Annotated in this window: 21 protein-coding genes and 1 pseudogene; 9 read left to right on the top strand and 13 right to left on the bottom strand. The window is 67.1% G+C overall.

Annotated features, from left to right (window positions below; translation table 11 throughout):
• Nucleotides 1-138 precede the first annotated feature (138 nt).
• Nucleotides 139-1518 carry a signal recognition particle protein gene (gene ffh, locus ASC91_RS24725; RefSeq protein ID WP_056203527.1) on the bottom strand — a complete coding sequence of 460 codons (1380 nt, stop codon included), beginning with the start codon at nt 1516-1518 and terminating at the stop codon, nt 139-141.
• A gap of 324 nt (nt 1519-1842) precedes the next feature.
• On the opposite strand from ffh, the gene ASC91_RS24730 reads away from it, so the two are divergent.
• The 7 genes and pseudogenes from ASC91_RS24730 to ASC91_RS24760 all read left to right on the top strand — a co-directional run.
• Nucleotides 1843-2727: an inner membrane protein YpjD gene (locus ASC91_RS24730; protein ID WP_056203530.1), complete on the top strand. Its 885-nt coding sequence runs from the start codon at nt 1843-1845 to the stop codon at nt 2725-2727.
• A complete protein-coding gene (locus ASC91_RS24735) occupies nt 2724-2966 on the top strand; it encodes a PP0621 family protein (RefSeq protein WP_056203534.1) in 243 nt (80 codons plus the stop codon). The genes ASC91_RS24730 and ASC91_RS24735 overlap by 4 nt, the downstream gene beginning before the upstream one ends.
• A gap of 2 nt (nt 2967-2968) precedes the next feature.
• Nucleotides 2969-4651 (top strand): PAS domain-containing sensor histidine kinase, encoded by a 1683-nt coding sequence (locus ASC91_RS24740; protein ID WP_056203537.1) that lies wholly within the window; start codon nt 2969-2971, stop codon nt 4649-4651.
• Complete coding sequence (locus tag ASC91_RS24745) at nt 4648-6096, top strand: sigma-54 dependent transcriptional regulator (protein ID WP_056203540.1); 1449 nt, start codon at nt 4648-4650, stop codon at nt 6094-6096. Before ASC91_RS24740 ends, ASC91_RS24745 begins: the two co-directional genes overlap by 4 nt.
• A 482-nt stretch (nt 6097-6578) precedes the next feature.
• Nucleotides 6579-9494 (top strand): ribonucleoside-diphosphate reductase subunit alpha, encoded by a 2916-nt coding sequence (locus ASC91_RS24750; protein ID WP_056203543.1) that lies wholly within the window; start codon nt 6579-6581, stop codon nt 9492-9494.
• A 156-nt stretch (nt 9495-9650) separates the two neighbouring features.
• On the top strand, nt 9651-10811 hold the full coding sequence (locus ASC91_RS24755; protein ID WP_056203546.1) for a ribonucleotide-diphosphate reductase subunit beta: 1161 nt from the start codon (nt 9651-9653) through the stop codon (nt 10809-10811).
• A 203-nt stretch (nt 10812-11014) separates the two neighbouring features.
• Nucleotides 11015-11308, top strand: a pseudogene (locus ASC91_RS24760) (histone); the annotation flags it as partial.
• A gap of 408 nt (nt 11309-11716) precedes the next feature.
• Here ASC91_RS24760 and ASC91_RS24765 read toward each other — a convergent pair.
• From ASC91_RS24765 to ASC91_RS24820, 12 genes are all read right to left on the bottom strand, one after another.
• A complete protein-coding gene (locus ASC91_RS24765; RefSeq protein WP_162247860.1) occupies nt 11717-12784 on the bottom strand; it encodes a zinc-ribbon and DUF3426 domain-containing protein in 1068 nt (355 codons plus the stop codon).
• A gap of 142 nt (nt 12785-12926) precedes the next feature.
• Nucleotides 12927-13823 carry a 50S ribosomal protein L11 methyltransferase gene (gene prmA / locus ASC91_RS24770; RefSeq protein WP_056203552.1) on the bottom strand — a complete coding sequence of 299 codons (897 nt, stop codon included), beginning with the start codon at nt 13821-13823 and terminating at the stop codon, nt 12927-12929.
• Complete coding sequence (gene accC, locus ASC91_RS24775; RefSeq protein WP_056203555.1) at nt 13820-15169, bottom strand: acetyl-CoA carboxylase biotin carboxylase subunit; 1350 nt, start codon at nt 15167-15169, stop codon at nt 13820-13822. The genes prmA and accC overlap by 4 nt, the downstream gene beginning before the upstream one ends.
• Before the next feature lie 9 nt (nt 15170-15178).
• Entirely contained in the window at nt 15179-15637 is a 459-nt protein-coding gene (gene accB, locus ASC91_RS24780; protein ID WP_056203557.1) for an acetyl-CoA carboxylase biotin carboxyl carrier protein, read from the bottom strand.
• A gap of 60 nt (nt 15638-15697) precedes the next feature.
• Entirely contained in the window at nt 15698-16144 is a 447-nt protein-coding gene (aroQ, locus tag ASC91_RS24785) for a type II 3-dehydroquinate dehydratase (protein ID WP_056203560.1), read from the bottom strand.
• 117 nt (nt 16145-16261) lie between these two features.
• On the bottom strand, nt 16262-16783 hold the full coding sequence (locus ASC91_RS24790) for a TlpA disulfide reductase family protein (RefSeq protein WP_056203563.1): 522 nt from the start codon (nt 16781-16783) through the stop codon (nt 16262-16264).
• Nucleotides 16780-17367 (bottom strand): hypothetical protein, encoded by a 588-nt coding sequence (locus tag ASC91_RS24795; RefSeq protein WP_056203566.1) that lies wholly within the window; start codon nt 17365-17367, stop codon nt 16780-16782. The genes ASC91_RS24790 and ASC91_RS24795 overlap by 4 nt, the downstream gene beginning before the upstream one ends.
• Nucleotides 17368-17442: 75 nt before the next feature.
• Complete coding sequence (gene mtgA, locus ASC91_RS24800; protein ID WP_056203666.1) at nt 17443-18156, bottom strand: monofunctional biosynthetic peptidoglycan transglycosylase; 714 nt, start codon at nt 18154-18156, stop codon at nt 17443-17445.
• Complete coding sequence (gene aroE / locus ASC91_RS24805; RefSeq protein WP_056203569.1) at nt 18156-18983, bottom strand: shikimate dehydrogenase; 828 nt, start codon at nt 18981-18983, stop codon at nt 18156-18158. Before aroE ends, mtgA begins: the two co-directional genes overlap by 1 nt.
• The gene (locus tag ASC91_RS24810) at nt 18980-19834 is read right to left on the bottom strand and encodes an energy transducer TonB (protein WP_056203572.1); all 855 of its coding nucleotides are present in this window, start codon (nt 19832-19834) and stop codon (nt 18980-18982) included. The genes aroE and ASC91_RS24810 overlap by 4 nt, the downstream gene beginning before the upstream one ends.
• A gap of 1 nt (nt 19835) precedes the next feature.
• Nucleotides 19836-21875 (bottom strand): ribonuclease catalytic domain-containing protein, encoded by a 2040-nt coding sequence (locus tag ASC91_RS24815; RefSeq protein WP_056203574.1) that lies wholly within the window; start codon nt 21873-21875, stop codon nt 19836-19838.
• Between the two features lie 18 nt (nt 21876-21893).
• Nucleotides 21894-22484, bottom strand: a complete 591-nt coding sequence (locus ASC91_RS24820) for a YqiA/YcfP family alpha/beta fold hydrolase (protein ID WP_056203576.1) — start codon at nt 22482-22484, stop codon at nt 21894-21896.
• Nucleotides 22485-22608: 124 nt separating this feature from the next.
• Between ASC91_RS24820 and ASC91_RS24825 the strand changes: the two genes are divergently transcribed.
• Nucleotides 22609-25296, top strand: a complete 2688-nt coding sequence (locus ASC91_RS24825; protein WP_162247861.1) for a zinc-dependent metalloprotease — start codon at nt 22609-22611, stop codon at nt 25294-25296.
• 83 nt (nt 25297-25379) lie between these two features.
• Nucleotides 25380-25790 (top strand): PaaI family thioesterase, encoded by a 411-nt coding sequence (locus ASC91_RS24830; protein ID WP_056203580.1) that lies wholly within the window; start codon nt 25380-25382, stop codon nt 25788-25790.
• Nucleotides 25791-25986: the final 196 nt, after the last annotated feature.

Consider the following 25986-nt stretch of genomic DNA (forward strand, 5'->3'; position numbering starts at 1 on the left):
GCTAGCGGTCGCGCCGGTTCTTGACCATGCTCCGTTGTCCCTCGACCTTGGGACCAAGTGTGTGGACTTGTGTCCCCGCTGACCGGAGGCTGTCGGCGGGCGGATTGGCCGAACGCTCGAGCGCGCACGCCTGCGGGTTTACATCCCCGGCAAGCCCTTCATACCGCCCATGCGCTTCATCATCTTCATCAGGCCGCCGCCCTTCATCTTCTTCATCATCTGCTGCATCTGGTCGAACTGATTCAGCAGGCGATTGACGTCCTGGATCTGCACGCCGGCGCCGGTGGCGATGCGGCGCTTGCGGCTGGCCTTGCTCTTGCCATCCATCAAGAGGGCCGGGTGTGAGCGCTCCTTGGCGCTCATGGAACGCAGGATGCCTTCCATGCGCTTCATGTCGCGCTCGGCGCGGTCCATGTCGGCCTGGCCGGGCTGCTTGTTGCCCATCATGTTCTGCGGCAATTTGTCCATCAGGCCGCCCAGGCCGCCCATCTTCTTCATCTGCGCGATCTGCTGCAGGAAGTCATTCAGGTCGAAGCCGCTGCCGCTCTTGAGCTTGTCGGCCATCGCCTGGGCGCTGGCCATGTCGACGTTGGCCGTGACCTGCTCGACGAGGGCCACGATGTCGCCCATGCCCAGCACGCGGCCGGCGTGGCGGTCGGCGTCGAAGACTTCCAGCCCGTCGATCTTCTCGGACACGCCGGCGAACTTGATCGGCGCGCCGGTGATCTGGCGCACCGACAGCGCCGCACCACCGCGAGAGTCGCCGTCGAGCTTGGTCAGCACGACGCCGGTCAGCGGCAGAGCGTCCTTGAAGGCCTTGGCGGTGTTGATCGCATCCTGGCCCTGCATGGCGTCGACGACGAACAGCGTCTCGACCGGGTTCAGCACCGCGTGCAGCTCCTTGATCTCGGCCATCAGCGCTTCATCGATGGCCAGGCGGCCGGCGGTGTCCACCAGCAGCACGTCGATGTAGTGGCGCTTGGCGTAGTCCAGCGCGGCCAGCGCGATGTCACGAGGCTTTTGCTCGGGCGTGGACTCGAACCATTCGGCGCCGGCCTGTCTGGTCACCGTCTTCAACTGCTCGATGGCTGCCGGGCGGTAGACGTCGGCGGAGACCGTCAGCACCTTCTTCTTGCGCTTCTCGATCAGGTGCTTGGCGAGCTTGGCCGTCGTCGTCGTCTTGCCGGCGCCCTGCAGGCCGGCCATCAGGATGACGGCGGGCGGCTGGGCGGCGAGGTTGATGTCGGCCACGCCTTCGCCCATGGTCGCGGCGAGTTCCTTGTGCACGACCGAGACCAGCACCTGGCCGGGGTTCAGCGAACCGACGACCTCCTGGCCCAGAGCCTTCTCCTTCACGCGGGCAATGAAGTCGCGCACCACCGGCAGGGCCACGTCGGCCTCCAGCAGGGCCATGCGCACCTCGCGGAGCATGTCCTGCACGTTGCTCTCGGTGATGCGGGCCTGCCCGCGCATCGTCTTGACGAGGCGACTCAGGCGGTCGGTGAGGTTGGATGCCATGGTGGGGAGGTGGGCTAGGAGGCTGTCGGGCTTTGGGCGGGGTGCACGTTGGATCTGCAAGGGGGCTGAGGCTAGGCGCGACGACGCTGCGGGCTCGTGCCCGCGAGGAGGAGCAACAACGCATCAGCCCCCTTGCAGACCCAACCCGAAGGGCCGAGGCGATTTGCGGGGCCATGCGTCGTTGCCGACTCGTTGCTGGGCCCCACCCAACGCCTCGTCGACGCCTAGCCTGGCCTCGCAACTCGCCTCGGCGCGCACCCCGCCCAAAGCCCGACAGCCTCCTGGACCGCCAGAACGGCGGCAGGCCAAAAGTACACTGCAGCCATGAGTTTATCGCCCGCCCTTCTTGCCGATGCTGGAGACGCCGCAGCCGGCGCCCAAAGCCTCGGCCCCGGGCCGGCATTGGCCGTCGCCAGCGCGCTGGCGCTGCTGGGATATGTCTGGGTTGGCCTGCTGCGCGCGCGCGCCGGCGACGATGCCTCCGTGCGGCGGCCGCTGCGGTCCGTGCCGCCCATGGCCCTGGCCTGGACGGCCCAGTTCGCCGCCCTCTATATAGATATCAGTGGCTACGGCCTGGCCGAGCCGGGAGCGCGCTTCGGTTTCGCACCGGCGCTGTCGATGACGACCTGGCTGGTGCTGACGGTCTATCTGGTTGAAAGCCGCTTTCTGCCCCTGCACAGCGTGCGGCGCGTGCTGGCCTGGCTGGCGGCGGCGGCCGTGCTGCTGGCTTGGGGCTTCCCCGGCGAGAGCCGGCCGCTGGCCGCGTCGCCCTGGGCGCCGTTGCACTGGGTGCTGGGCCTGGCGTCCTACGGCCTGTTTGGCGTGGCGGTGCTGCATGCGGCGCTGATGAACCGCGCCGAGGCGCAGCTGCGCCGCAAGCAGTCGACACCCGCCGGGCTGCCGCTGCTGCGGCTTGAGCGCCTGACCTTCCAGTTCGTGGCCGCCGGCGTCGGCGTGCTGTCCCTGGCCATCCTGCTGGGATGGTGGTTCACACCGCATTGGCGCTGGGACCACAAGAACCTGCTGGCCGTGCTGGGCTGGCTGGTGCTGACCGGCCTGCTGGTCGGGCGGCGCATCTACGGCTGGCGCGGCCGGCGTGCGACGCGCTGGCTCTACGCCGGCGCGGCCTTGCTGCTGTTGTCCTATGCCGGCTCGCGCTTCGTGCTGGAGGTCATCCTGCAGCGCGGTGTCAACGGAGGCGGCGCATGAAATACCTGCTGCTGCTGGCCCTGCTGGCGGGCCTGTTCTTTGTGCTGGGCATCAAGCGCGGCCGGCCGCGCGAACCCGAGGCGCGCAAGCCCCAGCCGCCGGCGCCGCCGCAAGCCATGCTGCGCTGCGCCGAATGCGGCATGCATCTGCCCGTCGATGAGGCGCTGCCGGGCAAGGGTGGCGTGTTCTGCAGCTCGGCGCATCGCACCAGCTTCGAGGCCCGCGAGGGGCAGGCCTGACGGTGGCCGGCGCCGGCAGCTGGTTCGTCGAGCAGCCGCCGGCGGAGCCGCCGGCCGAGGCCAGCGCTTCGTTCGAGCGTCTTTACCGCGCCTTCCTGTCGGCGCGTGCAGCCCTGGGCCTGGCCCTGGTGATGGCCCAACTGATCTCGGTCGTTCTCGGCACGACGCCGGCGCGCTCGACGCTGGCACTGAGCCTGTCCTATGCCGTGGCGGCCCTGGCCCTGTGGCTGGCGCCGCAGCTGCGGCGGGGCGCCTCGGCGCGCAGCCTGGCGCGCATCAGCAGCCCCCATTGGTGGAGCGCCATCGGCGTGGACTTGATCCTGTTCGGCGTGCTGCATGCGCTGGACCCGAGTGGGGTGAACTACGGCGCCCTCTTCGTCATGCCGGTGCTGATGGCGGCCGTGCTGAGCCCGCGCATGCTGGCGCTGGCTACAGCGGCGATGGCAACGCTGGGCCTGCTCGGTGCGGCCGCCTGGTCGCTGCTGGCCGGCCTGGACGTGGGCCTGAAGACGACGCAGGCCGGCTTGGTGGGCAGCGGCCTGTTCGCCGTGAGCCTACTCGCCGGTGAGCTCAGCGCGCGGCTCGCTCGCGAGGAGAAGGCCGCACGGGGCAGCCTGGCGCTCGCCCGCCAGCAGGAGCTGCTGAACCGCCTGGTCATCGATGAGATGCAGGAGGGCGTGCTCGTCGTCGATCGGCGTGGCCGCATCCGCGCGATGAACCCGGCGGCGCGCAGCCTGTTGGGCGCCGCCAGCGGAGAGTTGAGCTGGCAGTTGCGCGGGCGGGCCGACTGGCAGCCCCTGGTGCTCGCGTTGGAGCGAGCCTATGGTGGCAGCGCCGGCGAGGGGGGAGCGGAAGTCGACGTGGCGCTGGCGCTGGACAGCGGCGCCGCGCGCAGCCTGCGCCTGCGCCTGCGCTTCACACGCCAGCGCGAGGGCAGCGAGGAGCTGTGCGTGCTGTTCGTCGAGGACAACCGCGAGCTGCTGGCGCGTACCCGCCAGGAGAAACTGGCCGCCATGGGCCGGGTGTCGGCCGGCATCGCTCACGAGATTCGCAACCCGCTGGCGGCCATCGCCCAGGCCAATGCCTTGCTGGCCGAGGACGTCGCCGGCGGGCGCGCCGAGCAGCTGACCAGGATGGTCGCCTCCAATGTGCAAAGGCTCAAGCGCCTGGTCGACGACGTCAGCGAGCTGGCGCCCGGCATGCAGCCCGACACGCAGCCGCTGGACGTCAGCGCGCTGGTGCAGGAGACCTGCGAGGACTGGGTGCAGGTCAACGGCGTCGAGCCGGGTGCCCAGAGCCGCTTCCGGCTGCACATCGGCGCGCCAGGCCTGACGGGCCTGTTCGATGCCGAGCATCTGCGCCGCATCCTCGTCAACCTGCTGGACAACGCGCACCGCCATGCCGAGCCCGGCGCGGGCGCGATCCAGGCGACGCTGGACCGCCACGGCGATGCGCTGGACCTCGTCGTGCGCAGCGCGGGCGCGCCGGTGCCGCATGAGATCGAGCGCCATCTGTTCGAGCCTTTCTTCTCGACACGCAGCCGCGGTTCGGGCCTGGGCCTCTACATTTGCCGTGAACTGTGTGAGCGTCACGGCGCCCGCATCGACTATCGCCGCGCCACTGACGCGGCGGCCAACGAGTTCTGCGTTCGACTGCGCACGCCCTCATCTGCATCCTCTGCATGACTACTGCCACGCTCCCGCGCCTGCTGGTCGTCGACGACGAGCCCGATCTGCGCACGCTCTACGAGCTGACGCTGCTGCGTGAAGGCTATGAGATCGACAGTGCGGGCACGGTGGCAGAGGCGCTGGCGCATCTGCAGGCCCAGACCTACAGCGCCGTCATCACCGACATGAAGCTGCCCGACGGCTCGGGCCTGGCGTTGCTGCGCTGGCTGGAGCAGGCCGGCCGACCCGAGAAGGCCATCGTCATCACGGCGTTCGGCTCGGCCGAGAACGCGGTGGAAGCCTTGAAGGCCGGCGCCTACGACTACCTGACCAAGCCGGTGGACCTGCGCCAGTTCCGCCTCGTCGTCGGTTCGGCACTGGGCCGCGTGGCGCCCGATCCCAGCCCGGCGGCGCAAGAAAAAAGCGCGGCAATGCCGGCGTCGGCGCTGCGCCTGGTGGGTGAATCACCGGCCATCCGCGCGGTTCGCTCGCTGATCGACAAGGTGGCGCGCAGCATGGCGCCGGTGCTGGTGCAGGGTGAATCCGGGACCGGCAAGGAGCTGGTGGCGCGGGCCATCCACGACCACGGCGTGCGCGCCGGGCAGGGCTTCATCGCCGTCAACTGCGGCGCCATTCCCGAGAACCTGCTGGAGGCCGAGTTCTTCGGCTACCGCAAGGGCGCGTTCACCGGTGCCAACGAGGACCGCGAGGGCTTCTTCCAGGCGGCGGATGGCGGCACGCTCTTCCTGGACGAGATCGGCGACCTGCCCCTGGCGATGCAAAGCAAGCTGCTGCGCGTCATTCAGGAGCGTTCGGTGCGGCCGGTCGGCGCCACCGCCGAGACGCCGATCAATGTGCGCATCCTCAGCGCGACGCACAAGGATCTGTCCGCCGAGGTGGCGGCGGGGCGCTTCCGCCAGGACTTGTTCTACCGCCTCAACGTCATCCAGATCCGCGTGCCGCCGCTGCGCGAGCGCCTGGAGGACCTGGGCCTGATCAGCACCCGGGTGCTGACCCGCATCGCCCAGGACGCTGGCGTGTCACCAGCGCCGCGACTGACGGTGGGTGCGCTGCAGACGCTGTCGCGCTATGCCTTTCCCGGCAATGTGCGCGAGCTCGAGAACCTGCTGCACCGCGCGCTGGCGCTGGCGGGCGGTGAGTGGATCGACGCCGACGATCTTGGCCTGCCCGACACGCTGCTGGACGAGGACCGCAGCGAGTCGCAGTTCGCCGCGCTGGACACCCCCCTTGGGGCGGCACCAGTGGCCGAGGGCGTGTCCCTGCCCGAGGAATTGCCGTCGGACCTGGCGCGCTATCTCGACGAGGTCGAGCGCGCCATTCTGCTGCGAGCGCTGGAGCTGCACCGCTTCAACCGCACGGCCGCGGCAGCCAGCCTCGGGCTGTCGCTGCGCCAGATCCGCTACCGCATGGCGCGGCTTGCGATCTCGGCTGGTGACAGCTGAAAGAAAAACCTTCTCGGGATTTGCCCTGCTTGAATCTGCGGCGAGGCTATAGAGCGCTTGCTCGGACGCAGCGCTGGCGCGGCCTTGCGGCCCGCTTCGGCCCGCCAGCCCAGTGTTGATGCGGGTTGCCGGTTGCAAGCCCCGATCTGATCGGCCAAAGGCGCGCGCAGGGCATTTGTCCAGAGAAATCGCGGCCAGGGTTTGACACTAGCGGTAGTGCTTGAGGACGGCGGGGGCCATAGATATAGTGTTCCTTCGTGATATCCTGCTGAGCCAGTCGACCCCATGACCATCCCCTCGGATTCGCTGTTTGCAGTGGCTTGGCCACGGCAGCAAAGCGCCCGGGGACCAAGCCGAAACGCCGGCCTGGCAATGGAGCGGCAGGGACGAAATACCCCACTGAAGCACCGCACGATGCGCTGGCCCGACCTTCGGGTTGATGCCGCGCATTTGCCCGTCATTTCTCGATAAAGGATCCCCTCATGCTGCATGAAGCCGCCACGGGCCAGGCCACCTCCGCCTCGCTGTCGTCGCAGTCCCCGGTCGCGTTTGGATCCGACGCCACCGCCCCCAGCGCCCCTGCGTTGTCCGGCTATCAGGCCTACCAGATCATTCGCCGCAATGGCGCCGTGGTCTCGTTCGAGCCGAGCAAGATCGCCGTTGCGCTGATGAAGGCTTTCCTGGCCGTGCATGGCACCAGCGGCGCAGCCTCGGCCAGCGTGCGTGAGACGGTGGAGCAGCTGACCCAGAACGTCGTGCGCGCCCTGCTGCGCTCGCGTCCGAGTGGCGGTACCTTCCATATTGAAGATGTGCAGGACCAGGTCGAGCTGGGCCTGATGCGCAGCAGCAACCATGAAGTCGCTCGCGCCTACGTGCTGTATCGCGAGCGCCGCACGCAGGAGCGCGCCGCGCAGGGCGAGGCCACGCGCGCCGCCGAGCCGGTGGTGATGGTGGTGGACCGCGGCGAGCGCCGCCCGCTGGACCTGGGTGCGCTGAAGTCGCTGATCGCGTCGGCCTGCGAGAACCTCGGCGCTGACGTCAAGCCTGATCCCGTGCTGGCCGAGACCCAGCGCAATCTGTACGACGGCGTCGCCATCGACGAGGTCTACAAGGCCGCCATCCTGGCCGCGCGCACGCTGATCGAGAAGGACCCGGGCTACAGCCGCGCCACCGCGCGCCTGCTGCTGCACACGATCCGCCGCGAGATCCTCGGTGGCGAGGTGCTGCAGGGTGAGATGACCCAGCGCTACGCCGAGTACTTCCCCGGCTATATCAAGAAGGGCGTGAAGGCCGAACTGCTGGACGAGAAGCTGCAGCAGTACGACCTGGTCAAGCTGGGTGCGGCGCTCAAGCCCGAGCGCGACCTGCAGTTCGACTACCTCGGCCTGCAGACCCTGTACGACCGCTACTTCCTGCACATCGAAGAGCAGCGCATCGAGCTGCCTCAGGCCTTCTTCATGCGCGTGGCCATGGGCCTGGCCCTGGGCGAGATCGACCGCGAAGCCCGCGCCATCGAGTTCTATGAAGTGCTGTCGAGCTTCGACTTCATGTCCAGCACGCCGACGCTGTTCAACGCCGGCACGCGCCGCTCGCAGCTGTCGAGCTGCTACCTGACGACCGTCAGCGACGACCTCGACGGCATCTACGAGGCGCTGAAGGAGAACGCGCTGCTGAGCAAGTTCGCCGGCGGCCTGGGCAATGACTGGACCCCGGTGCGCGCGCTGGGCTCGCACATCAAGGGCACCAACGGCAAGAGCCAAGGCGTCGTGCCCTTCCTGAAGGTCGTCAACGACACGGCCGTCGCCGTGAACCAGGGCGGCAAGCGCAAGGGCGCCGTCTGCGCCTATCTGGAAACCTGGCACCTCGACATCGAGGAGTTCCTGGACCTGCGCAAGAACACCGGCGACGACCGCCGCCGCACGCACGACATGAACACGGCGAACTGGATTCCCGACCTGTTCATGCGCCGTGTGCTCGAAGGCGGTGACTGGACGCTGTTCAGCCCCAGCACCTGCCCGGACCTGCACGACCTGTTCGGCAAGCCTTTCGAAGTCGCCTACACGGCCTACGAGGCCAAGGCCGACCGCGGCGAGATCAAGCTCTTCAAGCGCATGCCGGCCAAGGACCTGTGGCGCAAGATGCTGTCGATGCTGTTCGAGACGGGCCACCCCTGGATCACGTTCAAGGACGCCTGCAATGTGCGCAGCCCGCAGCAGCACGTCGGCGTCGTGCACTCCAGCAACCTGTGCACCGAGATCACGCTGAACACCAACGACAGCGAGATCGCCGTCTGCAACCTCGGCTCCGTCAACCTGGCCCAGCACATCAAGGATGGCCAGATCGACCAGGCCAAGCTGAAGAAGACGACGCGCACCGCGATGCGCATGCTCGACAACGTCATCGACATCAACTACTACGCCGTCAAGAAGGCGCGCGACTCCAACCTGCGCCACCGCCCGGTCGGCCTGGGAATCATGGGCTTCCAGGACGCGCTGTACCAACTGCGCACTCCCTACGCCTCGCAGGCTGCCGTCGACTTCGCCGATCGCTCGATGGAGGCCGTCTGCTATCACGCCTACTGGGCCTCGACCGAACTGGCCGAGGAACGCGGCCGCTACTCCACCTACAAGGGCTCGCTGTGGGATCGCGGCATCCTGCCGATCGACTCGCTGGACCTGCTGGCCGAGGCCCGCGGCGGCTACGTCGACGTCGACCGCTCGACCACGATGGACTGGGACGCCCTGCGCGGCCGCATCGCCAGCTTCGGCATGCGCAACAGCAACTGCGTGGCGATCGCGCCGACGGCGACCATCTCCAACATCATCGGCGTGGACGCCTCCATCGAGCCGTGCTTCGGCAACCTGTCGGTCAAGTCCAACCTGTCGGGCGAATTCACCATCATCAACGAATCGCTGGTGCGTGACCTGAAGGCGCTGGGCCTGTGGGACGACGTGATGGTCATGGACCTCAAGCACTTCGACGGCTCGCTGCGTCGCATCGACCGCGTGCCGGAGGAGATCAAGGCGCTCTACGCGACGGCCTTTGAAGTCGACACCGTGTGGCTGATCGAGGCCGGTGCTCGCCGCCAGAAGTGGATCGACCAGGCGCAGAGCCTGAACATCTACATGGCCGGCGCGTCGGGCAAGAAGCTCGACGAGACCTACAAGCTCGCTTGGCAGCGCGGCCTGAAGACGACCTACTACTTGCGCACGACCAGCGCGACGCAGGCCGAGAAGAGCACGGTGACGCGCTCGGGCCAGCTCAACGCGGTGTCCAACAGCACCGCAGCAATGGCCGCCGCACCGGTCGCGCCGGTTGCCGTCGTCGAGCCCGAACTGCCGGCGACGGACATGAAGTTCTGCTCGATCGACAATCCGGATTGCGAGGCCTGTCAGTAAATTCGGAGCGAGGCCTTCACTTGTCTATACAAGTGAAGGCCTCGGTTTCGATGCCCTCGCGCAACAAACTTTGCGCGAACGATGCAAATAGCTGTAGCTAGTTCTTGTTGATTTGCACAAGCACTGCCGATAATTCGAAGTGATAGGAAGCACACCATGCTGGATTGGGACGAAGACCTGAAGTCCACTGACACACACACCGCGAAGCCTGTCGCGGCACTGCCTTCGGCACCCCTGATGCCTGAAGTTGCTCTCGCTTCCTCTCCTGCTCCCAAGTTGTCCGGCGAACCAACCACCGCGCGTCGCGTGAAGGCTGCCGACAAGCGCATCATCAACGGCCAGACCGACGTCAACCAGCTGGTGCCCTTCAAGTACAAATGGGCCTGGGAGAAGTACCTCGCCACCTGCGCCAACCATTGGATGCCGCAGGAAGTGAACATGAGCCGCGACATCGCGCTCTGGAAAGATCCCAACGGCCTGACCGAAGACGAGCGCCGCATCATCAAGCGCAACCTCGGCTTCTTCGTCACCGCTGACTCGCTGGCCGCGAACAACATCGTGCTGGGCACCTACCGCCACATCACGGCACCCGAGGCTCGCCAGTTCCTGCTGCGCCAGGCGTTCGAAGAGGCGATCCACACGCACGCTTACCAGTACATCGTGGAGTCGTTGGGTCTGGACGAGAGCGAGATCTTCAACGCCTACAACGAAGTCCAGTCCATCCGCGACAAGGACGAGTTCCTGATCCCCTTCATCGGCGCGATCATGGACCCGCACTTTCACACCGGCACGCCGGAGAACGACCAGACGCTGCTGAAGAGCCTGATCGTCTTCGCCTGCCTGATGGAAGGCCTGTTCTTCTACGTCGGCTTCACGCAGATCCTGGCGATGGGCCGCCAGAACAAGATGACGGGTGCAGCCGAGCAGTACCAGTACATCCTGCGCGACGAGTCAATGCACTGCAACTTCGGCATCGACCTGATCAACCAGATCAAGCTTGAGAACCCGCACCTCTGGACGGCCGAGTTCAAGGCCGAGATCAAGGCGTTGTTCCTGAAGGCCGTCGAGCTGGAATACCGCTACGCCGAGGACACCATGCCGCGTGGTGTGCTGGGCCTCAATGCCTCGATGTTCAAGGGCTATCTGCGCTTCATCGCCAACCGCCGTGCGGTGCAGATCGGCCTCGAAGCCCTGTTCCCTAACGAAGAAAATCCCTTCCCCTGGATGAGCGAGATGATCGACTTGAAGAAGGAACGCAACTTCTTCGAGACGCGCGTCATCGAGTACCAATCAGGCGGGGTACTGAGCTGGGACTGAAGTCCCAGCCATCACAAGATCAAGACCTGGCCAATGCAGTCACCGAGCGAAACCCGCATCAACACGCTAGACGTGGCGGGGCTGCATGGCGATCCCATTCACCGTATCGAGGCGCTCCTCCTGGGCGACTCTCGGGCGGTGAATAACCGTATCCGCACGGACCGGTCCGTGCGGGACGGTGACTTTTCCACTTGATCAAGGAGAAAACCATGGCAACTGCAAAGACCCCGGCTAAGGCCGCAGCGAAGAAGGCCGCTCCGGCCAAGAAGGCTGCRCCCGCCAAGAAGGCCGCTCCGGCCAAGAAGGCYGCTSCSSCCAAGAAGGCCGCTGCCAAGCCCGCCGCGAAGCCTGCTGCCAAGAAGGCCGCAGCTCCGAAGAAGGCTGCCGCCAAGCCTGCCCCGGCTGCCAAGCCTGCCGCTGCTGCAACCGCTCCTGCGGCCAAGACGGCTCTGAGCCCGCAAGCTGCCTGGCCCTTCCCGACCGGCAACAAGCCCTAACCAGGCGATCCGCTGACTCGCCGCCGGGTGGTTCGTCCACCCGGATCCCGGCGAAGCAGGCAACCCGGCCCCGAAATTTTCGGGGCCGGGTTTTTTATTTCCGCCGTCCTTTTCGCAGGGCCGGGATGCATCTGCTAACGGCTTGTCCGGGCGATGCGGCATGGTCCTACAGGGCCCGCGAACCTGCCGACCTAAAGTCAATTCCGGGCGTAGACCCCTTGCCTCTCTCCCCGCAGCACGCCAGCGTGTTCCGGCCTGACGTCTGACGTTGGTCGAATCGCTCAAGTCTCAGGGACTCGCATGGGCTCTGCGCCTTTCCCATTGGGACGGCAACGAGGCCATGACGCGGACCGCACCATCGCAGGCGAACTGCGGGTGGCCGTTGATGGGCAGTCGGAGTCGACGCTCTCAGGGGTAGAAGATGTTGACGCTGTAGCCGCTGACCTTCTGGCCACCCGTTCCGAACACCAGGCTCAAGGCCTGTTCAGAATCGGCATTGACCTGCGTCAGCACCGGGGTCAGGGTTTCGGGACCGAGCACGCGGCGGGAGAAAGCCGCGCCGCTGGCATCGGTCAAGCTCAATTCCACCCAAGGCGCGGCGACGTCCACGCTGGTCTTGTTGCGCAGCGCGAGATTGAGCTTGTAGCTGCCGGCGCCCACCGGGCTGAGCGCCGTTGATTCGATGCTGAGCGCCTCGATGCGCCGCCACGGTTTGACCTCGCAGCCAGCGGCGCTGCACAGCGCCTTCAATGGCTCGCGCAGGGGCGGGTGCAGGGCGGCAATGGCGTCGCGAAAGTGCAGCGTCACCTGCAGGGCCAGCATTGCGGCAAGCAAGAGGGATGCGACGCCGAGGGCCACACGCACGGCAGGGCGATTCCAGCGAGCGGTGTTCTCGGCCTTGCGCATGAACTCGGGCACGAGTCTGCCGGGCGCCTCGGCCTTGCCGGGCTTCTGCGGCTTGGCGGCTTTGGCGACCTTTGCGGGCTTGCCCGGCCGCTCCGCCGGCTCGGCCGTGATGGGAGCCATCTCGGCCATCGACGGTTCCGGCCCGGCATCACGCGCCACCATGGGCGGGGGGGCGGCAACCGGCTCGCTGGCACGGTCGTCACCCACCCAATGAGGCTCGGGCCTGGCTTCCTGCCGACCGTACTCGGAGGGCCAGCCGGTAGGCAAGGCCTCGGCACGGGGCTCGGGTTCGGGGGGCGGCATCCAGTCCGCTGGCGGTGTGTAGACCGGGGGCGGAGGTGGCGGAGGGGGAGGCGGTGGCAGGGGCTCGGGCTCCGGCACCACGGTGGCCGGCGCATACTGTGGCGGCCAGGGCGGTGGAGCGTCCCGCTCGATGTCGAACAGCAGTTCGCGGGCGTCGAAGATCTCCGCGCAACGGCCACAGCGCACCCAGCCATCGGAGACGCGCAACTGGTCCTCGACGATCCTGAAGATCGTTCCGCAGGCCGTGCAGCGCGTCGCGAGGCTCACGGGTGCACCCTTCGCGCTGCGCGCTTGCCTGGCCGACGGAGCGGCCAGGCGTTCGCCAGGCATGAGATGCCCTCAGGGCGTCTCAAGTCCGGGCTCACTCCCGCCAAGCGGGAATGAGCACCTTCGGGCGGCCGTGCGGTGCTCATGCCGCTCGCTGGGCCGTCATCAGGATCCAGCCATCCTCTTCATCGCTGACTTCAAGCGCCAGCCAGGGCGCGTAGGCGGCCTTCAGTTCCTCAGCCTGGCGGCTCAGGATGCCAGCCAGGATCAGGTTGCCGCCGGGCGCGACATGGGCGCAAAGCAGTGGTGCGAGCAGCTTCAGCGGTGTGGCCAGGATGTTGGCCATGACCAGCGGGTACTCGCCCCGGGCCAGCTCCGGCAGGCCGGGTTTCAGCGTGACGCCATTGGCCGCCGCGTTGTCGCGCGACGAAGTGACGGCAGCCGGGTCAATGTCGACGGCGTCGATGTCACGCGCGCCGTGCAGGGCCGCGCCAATGGCAAGGATGCCGGAGCCACAGCCATAGTCCAGCACGCGAATCCAGGGCTGGGAATGGGTCGCGATCCAGCGCAGGCACATGCGCGTCGTTGGATGTGTGCCTGTACCGAAGGCCAGCCCGGGGTCCAGGCGCATGACGCGTTGGGCCTGCGGCGGTGCCTCGTGCCAGCTCGGCACGATCCAGAACTCGGGCGTGATCTCGACCGGCGCGAACTGGCTTTGCGTCAGGCGCACCCAGTCCTGCTCGGGCACGGCCTGGATGGCTTGCACATGCACATCCGTAGCCCAGTCCTGGGCCAGGATCAGCGTCGCCGCCTCGGTGGCCTCGGGCTCGGTGGGAAAGAGGGCCTTGACGACCGAGCGCTCCCAACCGGCTGCGGGCGCCGGCATGCCGGGTTCGCCGAACAAGGCGTGCTCAGCCTCGGTGTCTGCGTCGGCATCCTCCACCGAGACCGCGAGAGCGTCGATCTCCATCAGCGCATCGCTGACGATCTCGACGTCGGCCTCGTGGCAGACCAGGGCCAACTCGAAGAGGTTGCTCATCGCTTGTGGGCAGCCATCCAGCCTTCAAGGTAATGGATGGATGTGCCGCCTTCGATGAACTTGGCGTCGGCCATCAACTCGCGGTGCAGCGGGATGTTGGTCTGGATGCCTTCGACGACCGTCTCGCTCAGCGCGATGCGCATGCGCGCCAGGGCCTGCTCACGCGTGTCGCCGTGGACGATGATCTTGCCGATCATGGAGTCGTAGTTGGGCGGCACGAAGTAGTTCGTGTAGGCATGCGAGTCCACGCGCACGCCGGGCCCGCCCGGCGCGTGCCACATCGTGATGCGGCCGGGCGAGGGCACGAACTTGACCGGGTCCTCCGCGTTGATGCGGCATTCGATGGCGTGGCCGCGCATCTCGATCTGGCGCTGCGTGAACGGCAGCTTCTCGCCGGCTGCGATCTTGATCTGCTGCTGCACGATGTCGATGCCGGTGACCATCTCGGTGACCGGGTGCTCCACCTGGACGCGCGTGTTCATCTCGATGAAGTAGAACTCGCCGTTTTCGTACAGGAACTCGAAGGTGCCGGCGCCGCGGTAGCCCATCTTCTTGCAGGCCGCCGCGCAGCGGTCGCCCACCTTTTCGATGTTGCGACGCGGGATGCCGGGTGCCGGCGCTTCCTCGATGATCTTTTGGTGGCGGCGCTGCATGGAGCAGTCGCGCTCACCCAGCCAGACGGCGTTCTTGAAGGTGTCAGCGAGGATCTGGATCTCCACATGGCGTGGGTTCTCCAGGAACTTCTCCATGTAGACCTCGGGGTTGCCGAAGGCCGCACCCGCTTCGGCGCGTGTCGTCTGCACCGCGTGCACCAGGGCCGCCTCGGTGTGCACGACGCGCATGCCGCGCCCGCCGCCGCCGCCGGCCGCCTTGATGATGACGGGGTAGCCCACCGATCGGGCGATCTTGATGATCTCCTTCGGGTCCTCGGGCAGGGCGCCCTCGGAGCCGGGCACGCAGGGCACGCCGGCGCGGATCATGGCCTGCTTGGCCGAGACCTTGTCTCCCATCAGGCGGATGGACTCAGGCGTCGGGCCGATGAAGGTAAAGCCGCTGCGCTCGACGCGCTCGGCGAAATCGGCGTTCTCGCTGAGGAAGCCGTACCCGGGGTGGATGGCTTCAGCGTCCGTCACCTCGGCCGTCGCAATGATGGCCGGCATGCTGAGGTAGCTCTGGGCCGAGGGCGCCGGGCCAATGCAGACGGCCTCGTCGGCGAGGCGCACATATTTGGCGTCGCGATCGGCTTCTGAATAGACGACGACGGACTTGATGCCGAGTTCTCGGCACGCTCGTTGAATGCGCAGAGCGATCTCTCCGCGATTCGCAATAAGGACCTTCTTAAACATCGAGTGGCCTCACTCGATCACGAACAGCGGTTGTCCGAACTCTACGGCCTGGCCGTTCTCGCACATGACCTTGGTGATCGTGCCGCTCTTGTCGGCTTCGATCTCATTCATGATCTTCATCGCTTCGATGATGCAGATGGCTTCGCCTTCCTTGACCTGCTGGCCAACGTCGGCAAACGGCTTGGCGTTGGGGCTGGACGCACGGTAGAAGGTGCCGACCATCGGCGACTTGACGATATGGCCGGTCTCGACCGGCGCGGCGGCCGGGGCCGCTGCGGCGGCGGGCATGGCGACCTGGGCCGGTGCATGGGCGACGGGAGCGGCGGCGTAGACCGGCTGCATGGCCACGGCGGCGGCCGGGTCAGCCTTGACGATGCGGACCTTGCCGTCGGCCTCGGTGATTTCCAGTTCGGAAATATTGGATTCCGAAACCAGGTCGATCAGGGTTTTGAGCTTGCGAAGGTCCATCTTGGCTCCAGGCGGTGTTGTTGTTGTGGGGGAAGAGAAAAAGCGGCGCGAGACCGGAGGTCAGGCGCCAGCTTCCAACGATTCGAGGGCGTGGCGCAGCGCAAGGCGGTAGCCGTTGGCGCCGAGGCCGCAGATGACGCCCACCGCCAGCTCACTCATATAGCTGTGGTGGCGGAAGGCTTCGCGGCGGTGGATGTTCGACAAATGAACTTCGATGAAGGGCAGGGCCACAGCCGCCAGCGCGTCACGGATGGCGACACTGGTGTGGGTGTAGGCGGCCGGATTGATGATGATGAAGCGCGTGCCGTCGGTGCGCGCAGCCTGGATGCGGTCGACCAATGCTCCCTCGTGGTTGCTCTGGAAGCTGTTCAGCGTGGCGCCGGCATCCGTGGCGATCTTGCCGAGTTCGGCATCGATCTGCGCGAGAGTCTGCGCGCCGTAGACCTCGGGCTCGCGGGTGCCGAGCAGGTTGAGGTTGGGGCCATGCAGGACGAGAACTTGCATCAAACATGTGGCGGCGCGCCTGCCCGAAGGTCTAGAGAGTCGCCACTAAATTGAGGAAGGGCGAACTTTACGCGTTTTGGACCCGATTTCCTGCTGGATAGGGAAATTCTCGGGGGCGCGTCAGCTTCGGGTCAATTGGCGCAGTTCTTCCAGGCGGCTCACGCCCAGACGCCGCCAACTGATCTCGCCGGTCTCGTCGAAAACGACGGAAAAGGGCAGGCCGCCGGCCGGATTGCCCAGTTCCCGCACCAGCCCCAGGCCTTCCGGCCCGGCCAGCGCGACCGCGAAGTCCAGCGGCGTCTTCTGCAGGAAGGCCTTGACCGGCTCGGCCTGATCCACCGCCAGGCCAAGGACCTGCCAGCCCTTGCCCTTGGCTTCCTTGTAGAACTGGTTGATCTCCGGCAGTTCCTTGACGCAAGGCGGGCACCAGGTGGCCCAGAAGTTGACCAGCAGGGGCTGGCCGCGCCAGCGGGCGACGTCCAGGTCGCTACCGTCCAGGGCAGGGAAGCGTCGCGCCCAGAATGCTTGGGCGACGACGGAAGCCACCGGTGGGTTCAACTTGCGCCAGGCGAAGGCGGCGCCCAGGGCTGCGGCCCCGACGCCGGCGCCAGTCAGGATCAGGCGGCGGTTGATGGGCGTCATTCGGCGGCCTCCAGCAGGTTTTGCAGCGCGGCCAGGTCGCCGCGCTCGGTCATGCCGCGCGCGTCGGGCTTGAGGGCGCCGCGCAGGTCGTCGAAGTCCAGGATGGTCAGGCACAGCGTCACCCGCTCGCCCAGGGCGGCGCAAGGTGCATCCAGGATGAGCATGTCGACCTGCCGGCCACGGCCGGCTGTCGTTTCGGCCACGTCGAAGTTGATGCCGCGATCCAGCAACGCGATCTCGGCGGCCTTGCTGTCGTCGCAATACAGCTGCAGGTGAACATTGGACAGCCGTGTCGCCGTGCCGCGCCAGACGGCGCCAGTCAGGTGCGGGCGAAACTCGGCCAGGCGCGCCATCCACTGCGCGGCCAGTTCGCGCAGGGCCCGCAACTCGGCCGGCTGAGTGTCGGCATGGAAGATGGCGATGTGCTCGCGCACGGCGTCCTCGACCTCGTCGTTGCCAGGCAGGGCGGCGCGCGGCGCGCCCAGGTCGCGGGCGGCGCGCTGCTTGGCCGGGCCCCAGTCCATGCCCTCGTCGACGATGAGGCGGGCGGCGGCAGCGGCGATTTCTTCGGTGAAGTCGCTCATGTCAGTGGCGCACGGCCGTCCGAAGCACTGACGCGCCCCCTCGGGGGGCAGTGAGCGAAGCGAGCGTGGGGGTGGTCATGGCGTTTGGGCGCTGTTCATGCGGCCGACGATGAGGCCGGCCCGGCCCATGACATAGGCCGAGCCCGGCTGGCGCTCGAAGCGCTTGGGCGCCGGCAGCATCACCGCCAGCCGCGCGGCCTCGAAGGCGCCCAGGCGTGACGCATCCGTGCGGAAGTAATGCCGCGCCGCGGCCTGGGCACCGAACAGGCCTTCCCCCCATTCGACACTGTTCAGGTAGATCTCCAGGATGCGCTGCTTGCTCAGCAGGCCTTCCAGCATCAACGTGAGGATCAGCTCCTGGCCCTTGCGCAACAGCGTGCGCTCGCCGGAAAGGAACAGGTTCTTGGCCAGCTGCTGGGTGATCGTCGAGCCGCCGATGACCTTGGCCACACCCTTGCCGCGAGCTTCCACGCGGGCCTGTGCCTTCTCGTTCTTCTTCCAGGCGCCCTTGAGGGCCTCCCAGTCCACGCCGCCGTGCTGGGCGAAGCCGTCGTCCTCGCTGGCTATGACGGCGCGCTTGAGCGTGGTGGCCAGTTGGGCGTCGTTCACCCACTGCTGGCTCCAGGCGACCTGCTGTTTTTCCTTCAACAGGCGCACGGCCTCGCTGCGCTGGAAGCTGGTGGACTGCGGTGCGAGGACGTTCATCAGCGCGATGCGGCCAGCAAACCAGAGCTGCAGGCAAATGACGGCCAGGGCCAGCACAGCGACGAGTCGGCCGATGTGGCGGATCACAGCGCGGCCCTCAGCTCGGATCTCAGCGCTTTCAGCACCGGCGCCGTGTCCGGCCGCACGCCGCGCCAGAAGAAGAAGGCCTCGGCCGCCTGCTCGACAAGCATGCCCAGGCCATCGCGCGGCTCGGCGCCGTGGGCGGCGGCCCAGTCCAGAAAACCTTGCGCCTTGGGGCCGTACATCATGTCCAGCGCCAGCGCGCCGCGGGCCAGCACGCGGGCATCGACCGGCGAGGACGCGCCGGCGAGGCTGGTGCTGGTGGCGTTGACGACGATGTCTTGCGCAGCGGGGGCCTCCGCCAAGGTGACCGCGGCAAGGGGGACGCCCAGGTCGGCATGGCTGGCCACCAAGGCCTGGGCCTTGCCCACTGAGCGGTTGGCGATGGTGATGCGCGCCGGCCTGGCCGCGATCAGGCTGCCCAGCACGCCCGCCGCCGCGCCACCGGCGCCCACCAGCAGCACCTGCAGGCCTTCCAGCGGCCGGCGGGCGTTGCGCTGGATGTCGTTGACGAGACCGACGCCGTCGGTGTTGTCGCCCACCCAGCCGCCTTCGTCGAAGCGCAGCGAGTTGACGGCGCAGGCCAGCGCGGCGCGTTCCGTATGTTCGGTGGCCAGCGCAAAGGCATCGAACTTGAAGGGTACGGTGATGTTGCAGCCCTTGGCGCCAGCGGCCGCGAACGCGCGCAGCGTGGCCTCGAAGCCATCCAGCGGCGCAAGCAGCCGCTCATAGACGAGCTGCTGCCCCGTCTGCTCCGCAAACATCGCGTGGATGGCCGGCGAGCGGCTGTGCTCGACCGGATGACCGACAACGGCATATCGATCAGTCATTGCGGCTGCCCCTGCAAAGTCGTTTCCAGGCTTTCGTCACGCGTGAACTTGAAGCGCGATGTGATGACCAGCACCTCAGCCCCGCGCAGCATCTCCTTGCTGAAATTGCCGAAGGGCGAGGCCGCCTGCACGATGGCGACGGCGCGCTTGTCCAGCGTCGGGTTGCCGCTGGATGCGACGATCTCGGTCTCGATGACGCGGCCCTTGTGGTCGATGTGGATGTTCATCGTCAGTTCGCCATAAAGCTTCTTGCCGCGCGCCTCGGGGAAGTCGCGCGTGCCGCGCTCCTCGATGCGGCGGCGCAGGCCGTCGTAGTACTGGGCGTAGACCACCTCGCGCGTGGCTGGGCTGACGTAGCGCTTGCGCGGCCGGGCGCTCTCATCGTTGACGCGCTTCTCGATCTCGGCGAGCAGGTCCACGAGCTGTCGGCGTTTCTCGGCCAGGGCGCGCTCGGCAGCGTCGGTCTTTTCGCGGCGCGGGTCAGGCGGGGGCAGCAGGGCCAGCTCGCGCCTCACCTGGGTCAGCAACTGCTGTTGCTGCTGCTGCAACTGGGCGATCTGCGAGCTTTGCGCCTCGGCCGCATCACCCACTTCGCTTTGCCGCGCCGGTGGCAGTGGCGAAGTCGCGCGGCCGGTTTCCATGTTGCCACCGCCGGCCAGGTTGGCCTGGGCCAGGGCCTGGGCCTTGACGGGGGCCTCGTTGGAGCGCGTGTTGACGAGCACGACCTCCAGCGGCGTGTCCTGGAAGATGCGGTTGAAAGCCTCGGGCGCGGCGATGCGCAAGCTCAGCAGCGCGCCGTGCACGCCGAGCGAAAAAGCGAGCGCGATCTGCAGCGTGCTCGGTTTGCGCATCTCAGCTTTGCGAGGCCGCTTCGGCGGGTTCTGCCTCGCCGGAACCATCATTCAGGTCGATGGCCAGTGTCAGCGGTGCCGCCGCGGCCTCGAGCTCGTCCTCATCGCCTTCCGCTTCCTCCGCGGCCGGCGCTTCATCCAGCCGCTCGATCAGCGTCGCATGCACGTCCAGCGTCATCTCGTCCAGGCCGGTGATGCGCACCTTCACATGGCTGCCGCGCGGCAGCGAGTCGCAGCCCAGCGCCTTGAACACCAGCGGCAGGTCGTCGGCGCGCACCAGGCCGTCCTTCATGACGGCGGCGGTCAGTTCGGTCGTGCCGTTCTGCTGCAGCCAGCGCAGCGTCCAGAAGCGCTCGATGCCGTTCTGGAAGCCGTTGTAGGCCATGTAGGCGGACTCGAAGCCCGAGATGATGGAGAACAGTTGTGCGTCCTTGGGCTTGAAGGGCGCGGCCAGTGCTGCCATCTTGCCGTGGCGGGCGCAGGCAATGATCTGCCACTGGTTGACCAGGTCGACATAGCGGCGCAGCGGCGACGTGGCCCAGGTGTACTGCGCCACGCCCATGCCGGCATGGGGCAGGGCCTTGACGCCCATGCGCACCTTGATGCCCGGCGCGAGGCTGGCCTGGCTGCGGTAGATGCCGGGCAGGCCCAGCTCGGCCAGCCAGCCACCCCAGGCGGAGTTGGCCAGGATCATGGCCTCGGCCACGATCAGGTCCAGCGAGCTGCCGCGGGCGCGCATGCTGATCTCGACGGACTCCGTGCCGTTCGGCGCCTCCGAGCGTTCGCCGGCAAGGCGGAAGTTGTAGTCCGGCCGGTTGAAGTTCTCGGGTTTGCCGCGCACGACCTCGCGCTGGGCCTTCAAGTGCTTGGCCAGGCGCCAGGTGAAGGCGAGTTCGCGTGCGAAGGCGTAGTCGGCCGGCGCCTCGCCCGACAGCGTGGCGTCGGTGACGATGCCGTCGAGCTTGTCGTGGCGCAGGTTGGCGGCGATGTGCACGCGCTCCAGCCTGGTCTCGCGTGCCTTGATCTCGAAGGTGGCCTCATCCATCGTGAAGTAGATGGAGACTGCCGGGCAGTCGCGGCCCTCGATCAGCGTGTAGGCCTGCACGACGTCGTCGGGCAGCATGGTCAGCTTCCAGCCCGGCATGTAGACGGTGGACAGCCGCTCGCGGGCGACCTTGTCGACGGCAGAGTCTGGCGTGATGGCCAGGCCCGGTGCAGCGATGTGAACGCCGAAGGTGACGGTGCCCGTGCCCAGGCCCTGCACCGACAGCGCGTCATCGATCTCGGTGGTCTGCGAGTCGTCGATGGAGAAGGCGCGCGCCGGCGACAGCGCCAGCTCGTCCTTGATCTCCGGCGCCGTCAGCGCGGGGAAGCCGGCGCCCTTGGGGAAGTTCTCGAACAGGAAGCGCTTCCAGTGGAACTGGTAGGCGCTGGTGATGGCGCCGGCGCCCTGCAACAGGTCCAGCGGCGCTTTGTGCGACTTCTTGCTGGCCTCGACGACAGCCTTGTATTCCGGGCCGTTCTTGTCGGGCTTGAAGAGGATCTTGTAGATCTGGTCCTGGATGGGCGCGGGGCAGGTGCCCGCCGCCAGCTCGTCGGCCCAGGACTCGATCTGCAGTTGTTGCTGGCGTTTGCGCTCGATGCCCAGCAGCGCGGCCTTGACGATCTCCTCGGGCGCCTTCTTGAACTGGCCCTTGCCGGCGCGGCGGAAATAGTGCGGTGCTTCGTAGAGACGAAACAGCGCGGCCGCTTGCTGCAGGGTGCCGGCCTTGGCGTCGAAATAGTCGCGCGCCAGGTCGGCGAAGCCGAATTCGCCTTCGGGGGCGAATTCCCAGGCCAGGTCGAGGTCGATGTCGTCGGCCAGCTTGCGGGCCTCCGCCAGCAACACGGCTGGCGCCGGCTGCTCGAATTTCAACAGCACGTTGGCGGACTTGACCTTGACCCGCTTGCCCGAGTCCAGCTCGACCTGCAGCGAGGCATCGGCCTCCGACATCACCCGGCCGGCGAGAAATTTCCCGGCGTCATCAAACAGCGCAAACATAGGAGGGCGATTGTCGCCTCAGCCTTGAAGGTGTTTCAGCAAGCCGGGCAGGTGGTCTTCGAAGTCGGACAACCCGTGGTCGCTGCCCTCCAGCACCTCGCCGTCGCAGCCGGCATAACGGGCCAGCATCTCGCGCCAGTCCAGCAGCTCGTCGCCCTTGGCAATCAGCGCGTAGTAGCGCAGCGGCTTCGTCAGCCGTGCCGGCGGCGTCAGCGCGGCCAGTTCGGCCACGTGCTGGGCAGTGAACTCGAACTTCAGCTGCGGGTCGTGCCAGGCGGTCAGCGTGCCGATGTGGCGGGACAGGTCGCGCGCCGGGTCGACGGCGGGGTTCAGCACCGCGACGCGCCAGCCGCGATGGGCGTGCTGCTCGGCCAGCGAGGTGGCGTAGAAACCGCCCAGCGAGCTGCCGATGACGGCGGCACCCTCGGATGGCCAGGCCGCCACGATTCCGGCGACGAGGGCCATCGCCTCCAGCGGGGAGGGCGGCAGCTGCGGGCAGGCGAAGGTCAGGCCCGGCTGTGTGGCCGCCCAGGCGGCCATTCGCAGCGCTTTGGCCGAGGCCGGCGACGAGCGAAAGCCGTGCAAATAGAGCAGATGAGTCAACGACATGACGGAAGTTTTTGCGTGAATTTCTGCCGCTCCGCGACGGGGGAGGGCTCCGATTGACGCGAGTGTCGCTCCCAGCCACAGTGCCTGCCTTTCCGCAATCCCGGACCGTCACCCCATGATTCCGATGCCCCGCACCGCCCTGGCCGCCGCCGCCCTGCTCGCGCTGGCTTCGGTTGCCCAAGCCCAGACCCCGCCCGCGCCCAATGGCGCCGCTTCGGCCCCCGGCGCCGCCGCTTCGGCACCCGCTCCCGCCCGCCCGCCCGCCGACCCGACGGCGCCCAAGCCCTTTGCCGAGATCATCAAGGGCGCCAAGGAGCAGCCCGGCCTGTTCCCGATCTGGCGCAAGGACGAGAAGGTCTGGATCGAGATCCCCAAGGAAGCCTTCAACAAGCCCTTCCTGTTCAGTGTCAACGTCGCCAACGCCGTCGGCGAGCGCGGCCTGTACGCCAGCCAGATGCTGGGCGACGAGCTGGCCGAATGGCGTCGCATTGGCAACCATGTGCAGCTGATTGCGCTGAACACCAAGTTCCGCACGGACAACCCGTCCAGCAAGCTGGCCATCGAGCAGGCTTTCTCGCCCAGCCTGATCGGCGGCGTGCCGGTCGCCAGCGCCGACCACCCGGACCGCAAGTCGGTGCTGATCGACGCCAGCAACCTGCTGCTGGGCGACATTCCGGGCTACTCCACGCGCCTGGAATTTGCCTACCGCCTGCCGTTTGCGCCCGACCGAGGCAACTCATTCATCGAAGCCACCCGCGCTGATGCCCAGGTTTCCACGCTGACTTCACGCGTGCACTTCGCCACGCCGCGCATTCCCGCGCCGCCGCTGGTTCCCGTGCCCGTGCCTGTGCCCACGCCGCCTCAGGCGACGCCGGACCCGCGTTCGATGTTCTTCAGCTTCGTCTACAGCTTCCGTGCCTTGCCGGAGCAGCCGGCCGCCGTGCGCCATGCCGACCCGCGCCTGGGTCATTTCATGGAGAGCTACAGCGACTTCGGCGACGACCTGAAAGCCAACCCGCGCGTGCACATGATCGCCCGCTGGCGCCTGGAGAAGAAGGACCCGAGCGCAGCGCTGTCGGAGCCCGTGCAGCCCATCGTCTACTGGATGGACAAGAACATCCCGACCAAATACCGCGCGGCGGTCAAGGCCGGCATCGAGGAGTGGAACAAGGCCTTCGAGAAGATCGGCTTCAAGGACGCCGTGCAGGCCAGGCAGCAGCCCGACGACGCTGACTGGGACAACATGGATTCGACGCACGCGTCCGTCCGCTGGTTCACCGGCGCCGACGTCGGCTTTGCCATCGGCCCTAGCAACAAGGACCCGCGCACCGGTGAAATCCTGGACGCCGACATCGGCATGAGCGACGTCTTCGGCCGCGGCTCGCGCCGCCTGGCTTCGGACGACGTGCTCGGCTTCCATGGACACGACCATGCCGCCAGCAGCTGGATGAGTGAGCGCAGCCAGCGGCTTTCCGAGCAGCAATGCAATTACATGGCCGACCAGGCCAACGAGTTCGGCTTCGCGCTGGATTTGCTGTCCCTGCGGGGCGGGGCAGAGGGCATGGACATGAACGGCCCCGAGGCCGAGGCCCTGGCGCAGGCCGTCATCAAGGACGTGGTCATGCATGAGGTCGGCCACACGCTCGGCCTCAAGCACAACTTCAAGTCCTCCACGACGGTCACCCAGGCCCAGCTCAAGGACAAGGCTTTCACCGAGGCCAATGGCATCTCCAACTCGGTGATGGACTACAACGCCTACAACCTGCCGCTCAAGGGCGAGGCCAAGGCCAGCCTGACGAACACCACGCTGGGCGCCTACGACTACTGGGCCATCGAGTACGCCTACAAGCCCATCGTTGCGGAGCAGGAAGCGGCGGAACTCGCCAAGATCGCTGCGCGCTCGACCGAGCCCAAGCTGGCCTATGGCGACGACTTCGACCAGGGCGTCGGCGGCCCCTACGATGGCTTCGACCCGCGCACCAACCAGCGCGACCTGGGCGACGACCCACTGGCCTATGCCAAGAAGCGCCTCAAGCTCAGCCAGGAGCTGTGGGAGCGCGTGCAGTCGCGCCAGGCCGCCGTTGGTGACGACCCGCTGCGCAACCGCCGCTCCATCTTTGAGAGCTTCCGCCAATTGGGCATGACGGCCAACAACGTCAGCAAATACGTGGGCGGCATGCAGGCCGAGCGCGTGGTGCCGGGCATCACGACCGGTCCGGCTTTCAAGCCGGTCGACAACGCCCAGCAGCGCGAGGCCCTGCGCTTCATTGCCAGCGGCCTGCTGTCCAGCGATTCGTTCAAGTTCAAGCCCGAGTTCCTCGTCACTCAGACGCTGGACTACAACGAGTGGGACCGCGGCCTGCCCATCTCCATCCCGGACAGCGTCAGTGCGCTGCAGGGCCGGGTGCTGGACCGCCTGATGTCGCCCAACACGGCGCGCCGCCTCATCGAGCAGGGCGCTTACCTGCCCGAGGCCCAGCGCAAGGGCGCGGTGTCGCTGAGCGAGGTCTATGGCACGCTGCAGGGCGCGATCTTCAGTGAGCTGAAGACCGGCGCCGAGATCGACCGCATGCGCCGCAGCCTGCAACGCGAATACCTGCGCCGCCTGCAAGGCCAGCTGAACCGTGCGACCAATGGGGCGACGGTGTACGCCGACGCTTTCTCGATGGCACGCTGGCACGCGACTCAGCTCGCCAACGAGCTGCGTGTGGCCTCGGCCAAGCCGGGCCTGTCGGTCGAGACGCGTGCGCATTTGGCGGAGACGCTGGACATGCTGAATTCGATGCTGAAGGCGTCGCTGGTGCGCAGCTGATCGGCTTCGTGCTCAATCAAAGGCCGGCTTCATGCCGGCCTTTTTTCTTGTCTTAGCATGGCCGCCACTTCGAGGGATCCGCCATGTCCACACCCGACAAACTGAATCAATTCGGTGCCAGGAACCTGCCTGGCTATCTGGGCATCGTCTTCACCCAGGCCGACCCCGCCGAGATCAAGGCCGAGCTGGTGGTGCGCGAGGAGCTGATGGCACCCAACGGCTATCTGCACGCCGGCAGCATCGTCACGCTGGCGGACAGCTGCGCCGGCTACGGCTGCATCGCCAACCTGCCGCCGGGCGCGGTGGGCTTCACGACCATCGAGCTGAAGTCCAACCACCTGGGCACGGCGCGCGAAGGGACTATCGCCTGCGTGGCCCGGCCGGTGCACCTGGGCAAGACGACTCAGATCTGGGATGCGGTGGTGACGAACAAGGAGACCGGGAAGACGATGGCTTTGTTCAGGTGTACGCAGATGGTGTTGTACGGGAAGTGAGTTGGTGTGGTTTGCTCTTGCAGGCGTCCTCATGACTCGCGTGCAGTGCCGCGGGAATCCGCCCCGCGAGGGCGGGTAACTTTCTTCTGGCGCCGTGTATAGACCGGGGACATAGGTAACGGGTGTGCCAGGACATGGGTAACGCTTTCGGGGTTTAGAAGCCCCGGAAGAAGCCCATGGTCTGGACGGAGAAGAG

Origin of the sequence: Pelomonas sp. Root1237, from assembly GCF_001425055.1 — a bacterium.
GTDB lineage: Bacteria > Pseudomonadota > Gammaproteobacteria > Burkholderiales > Burkholderiaceae_C > Pelomonas.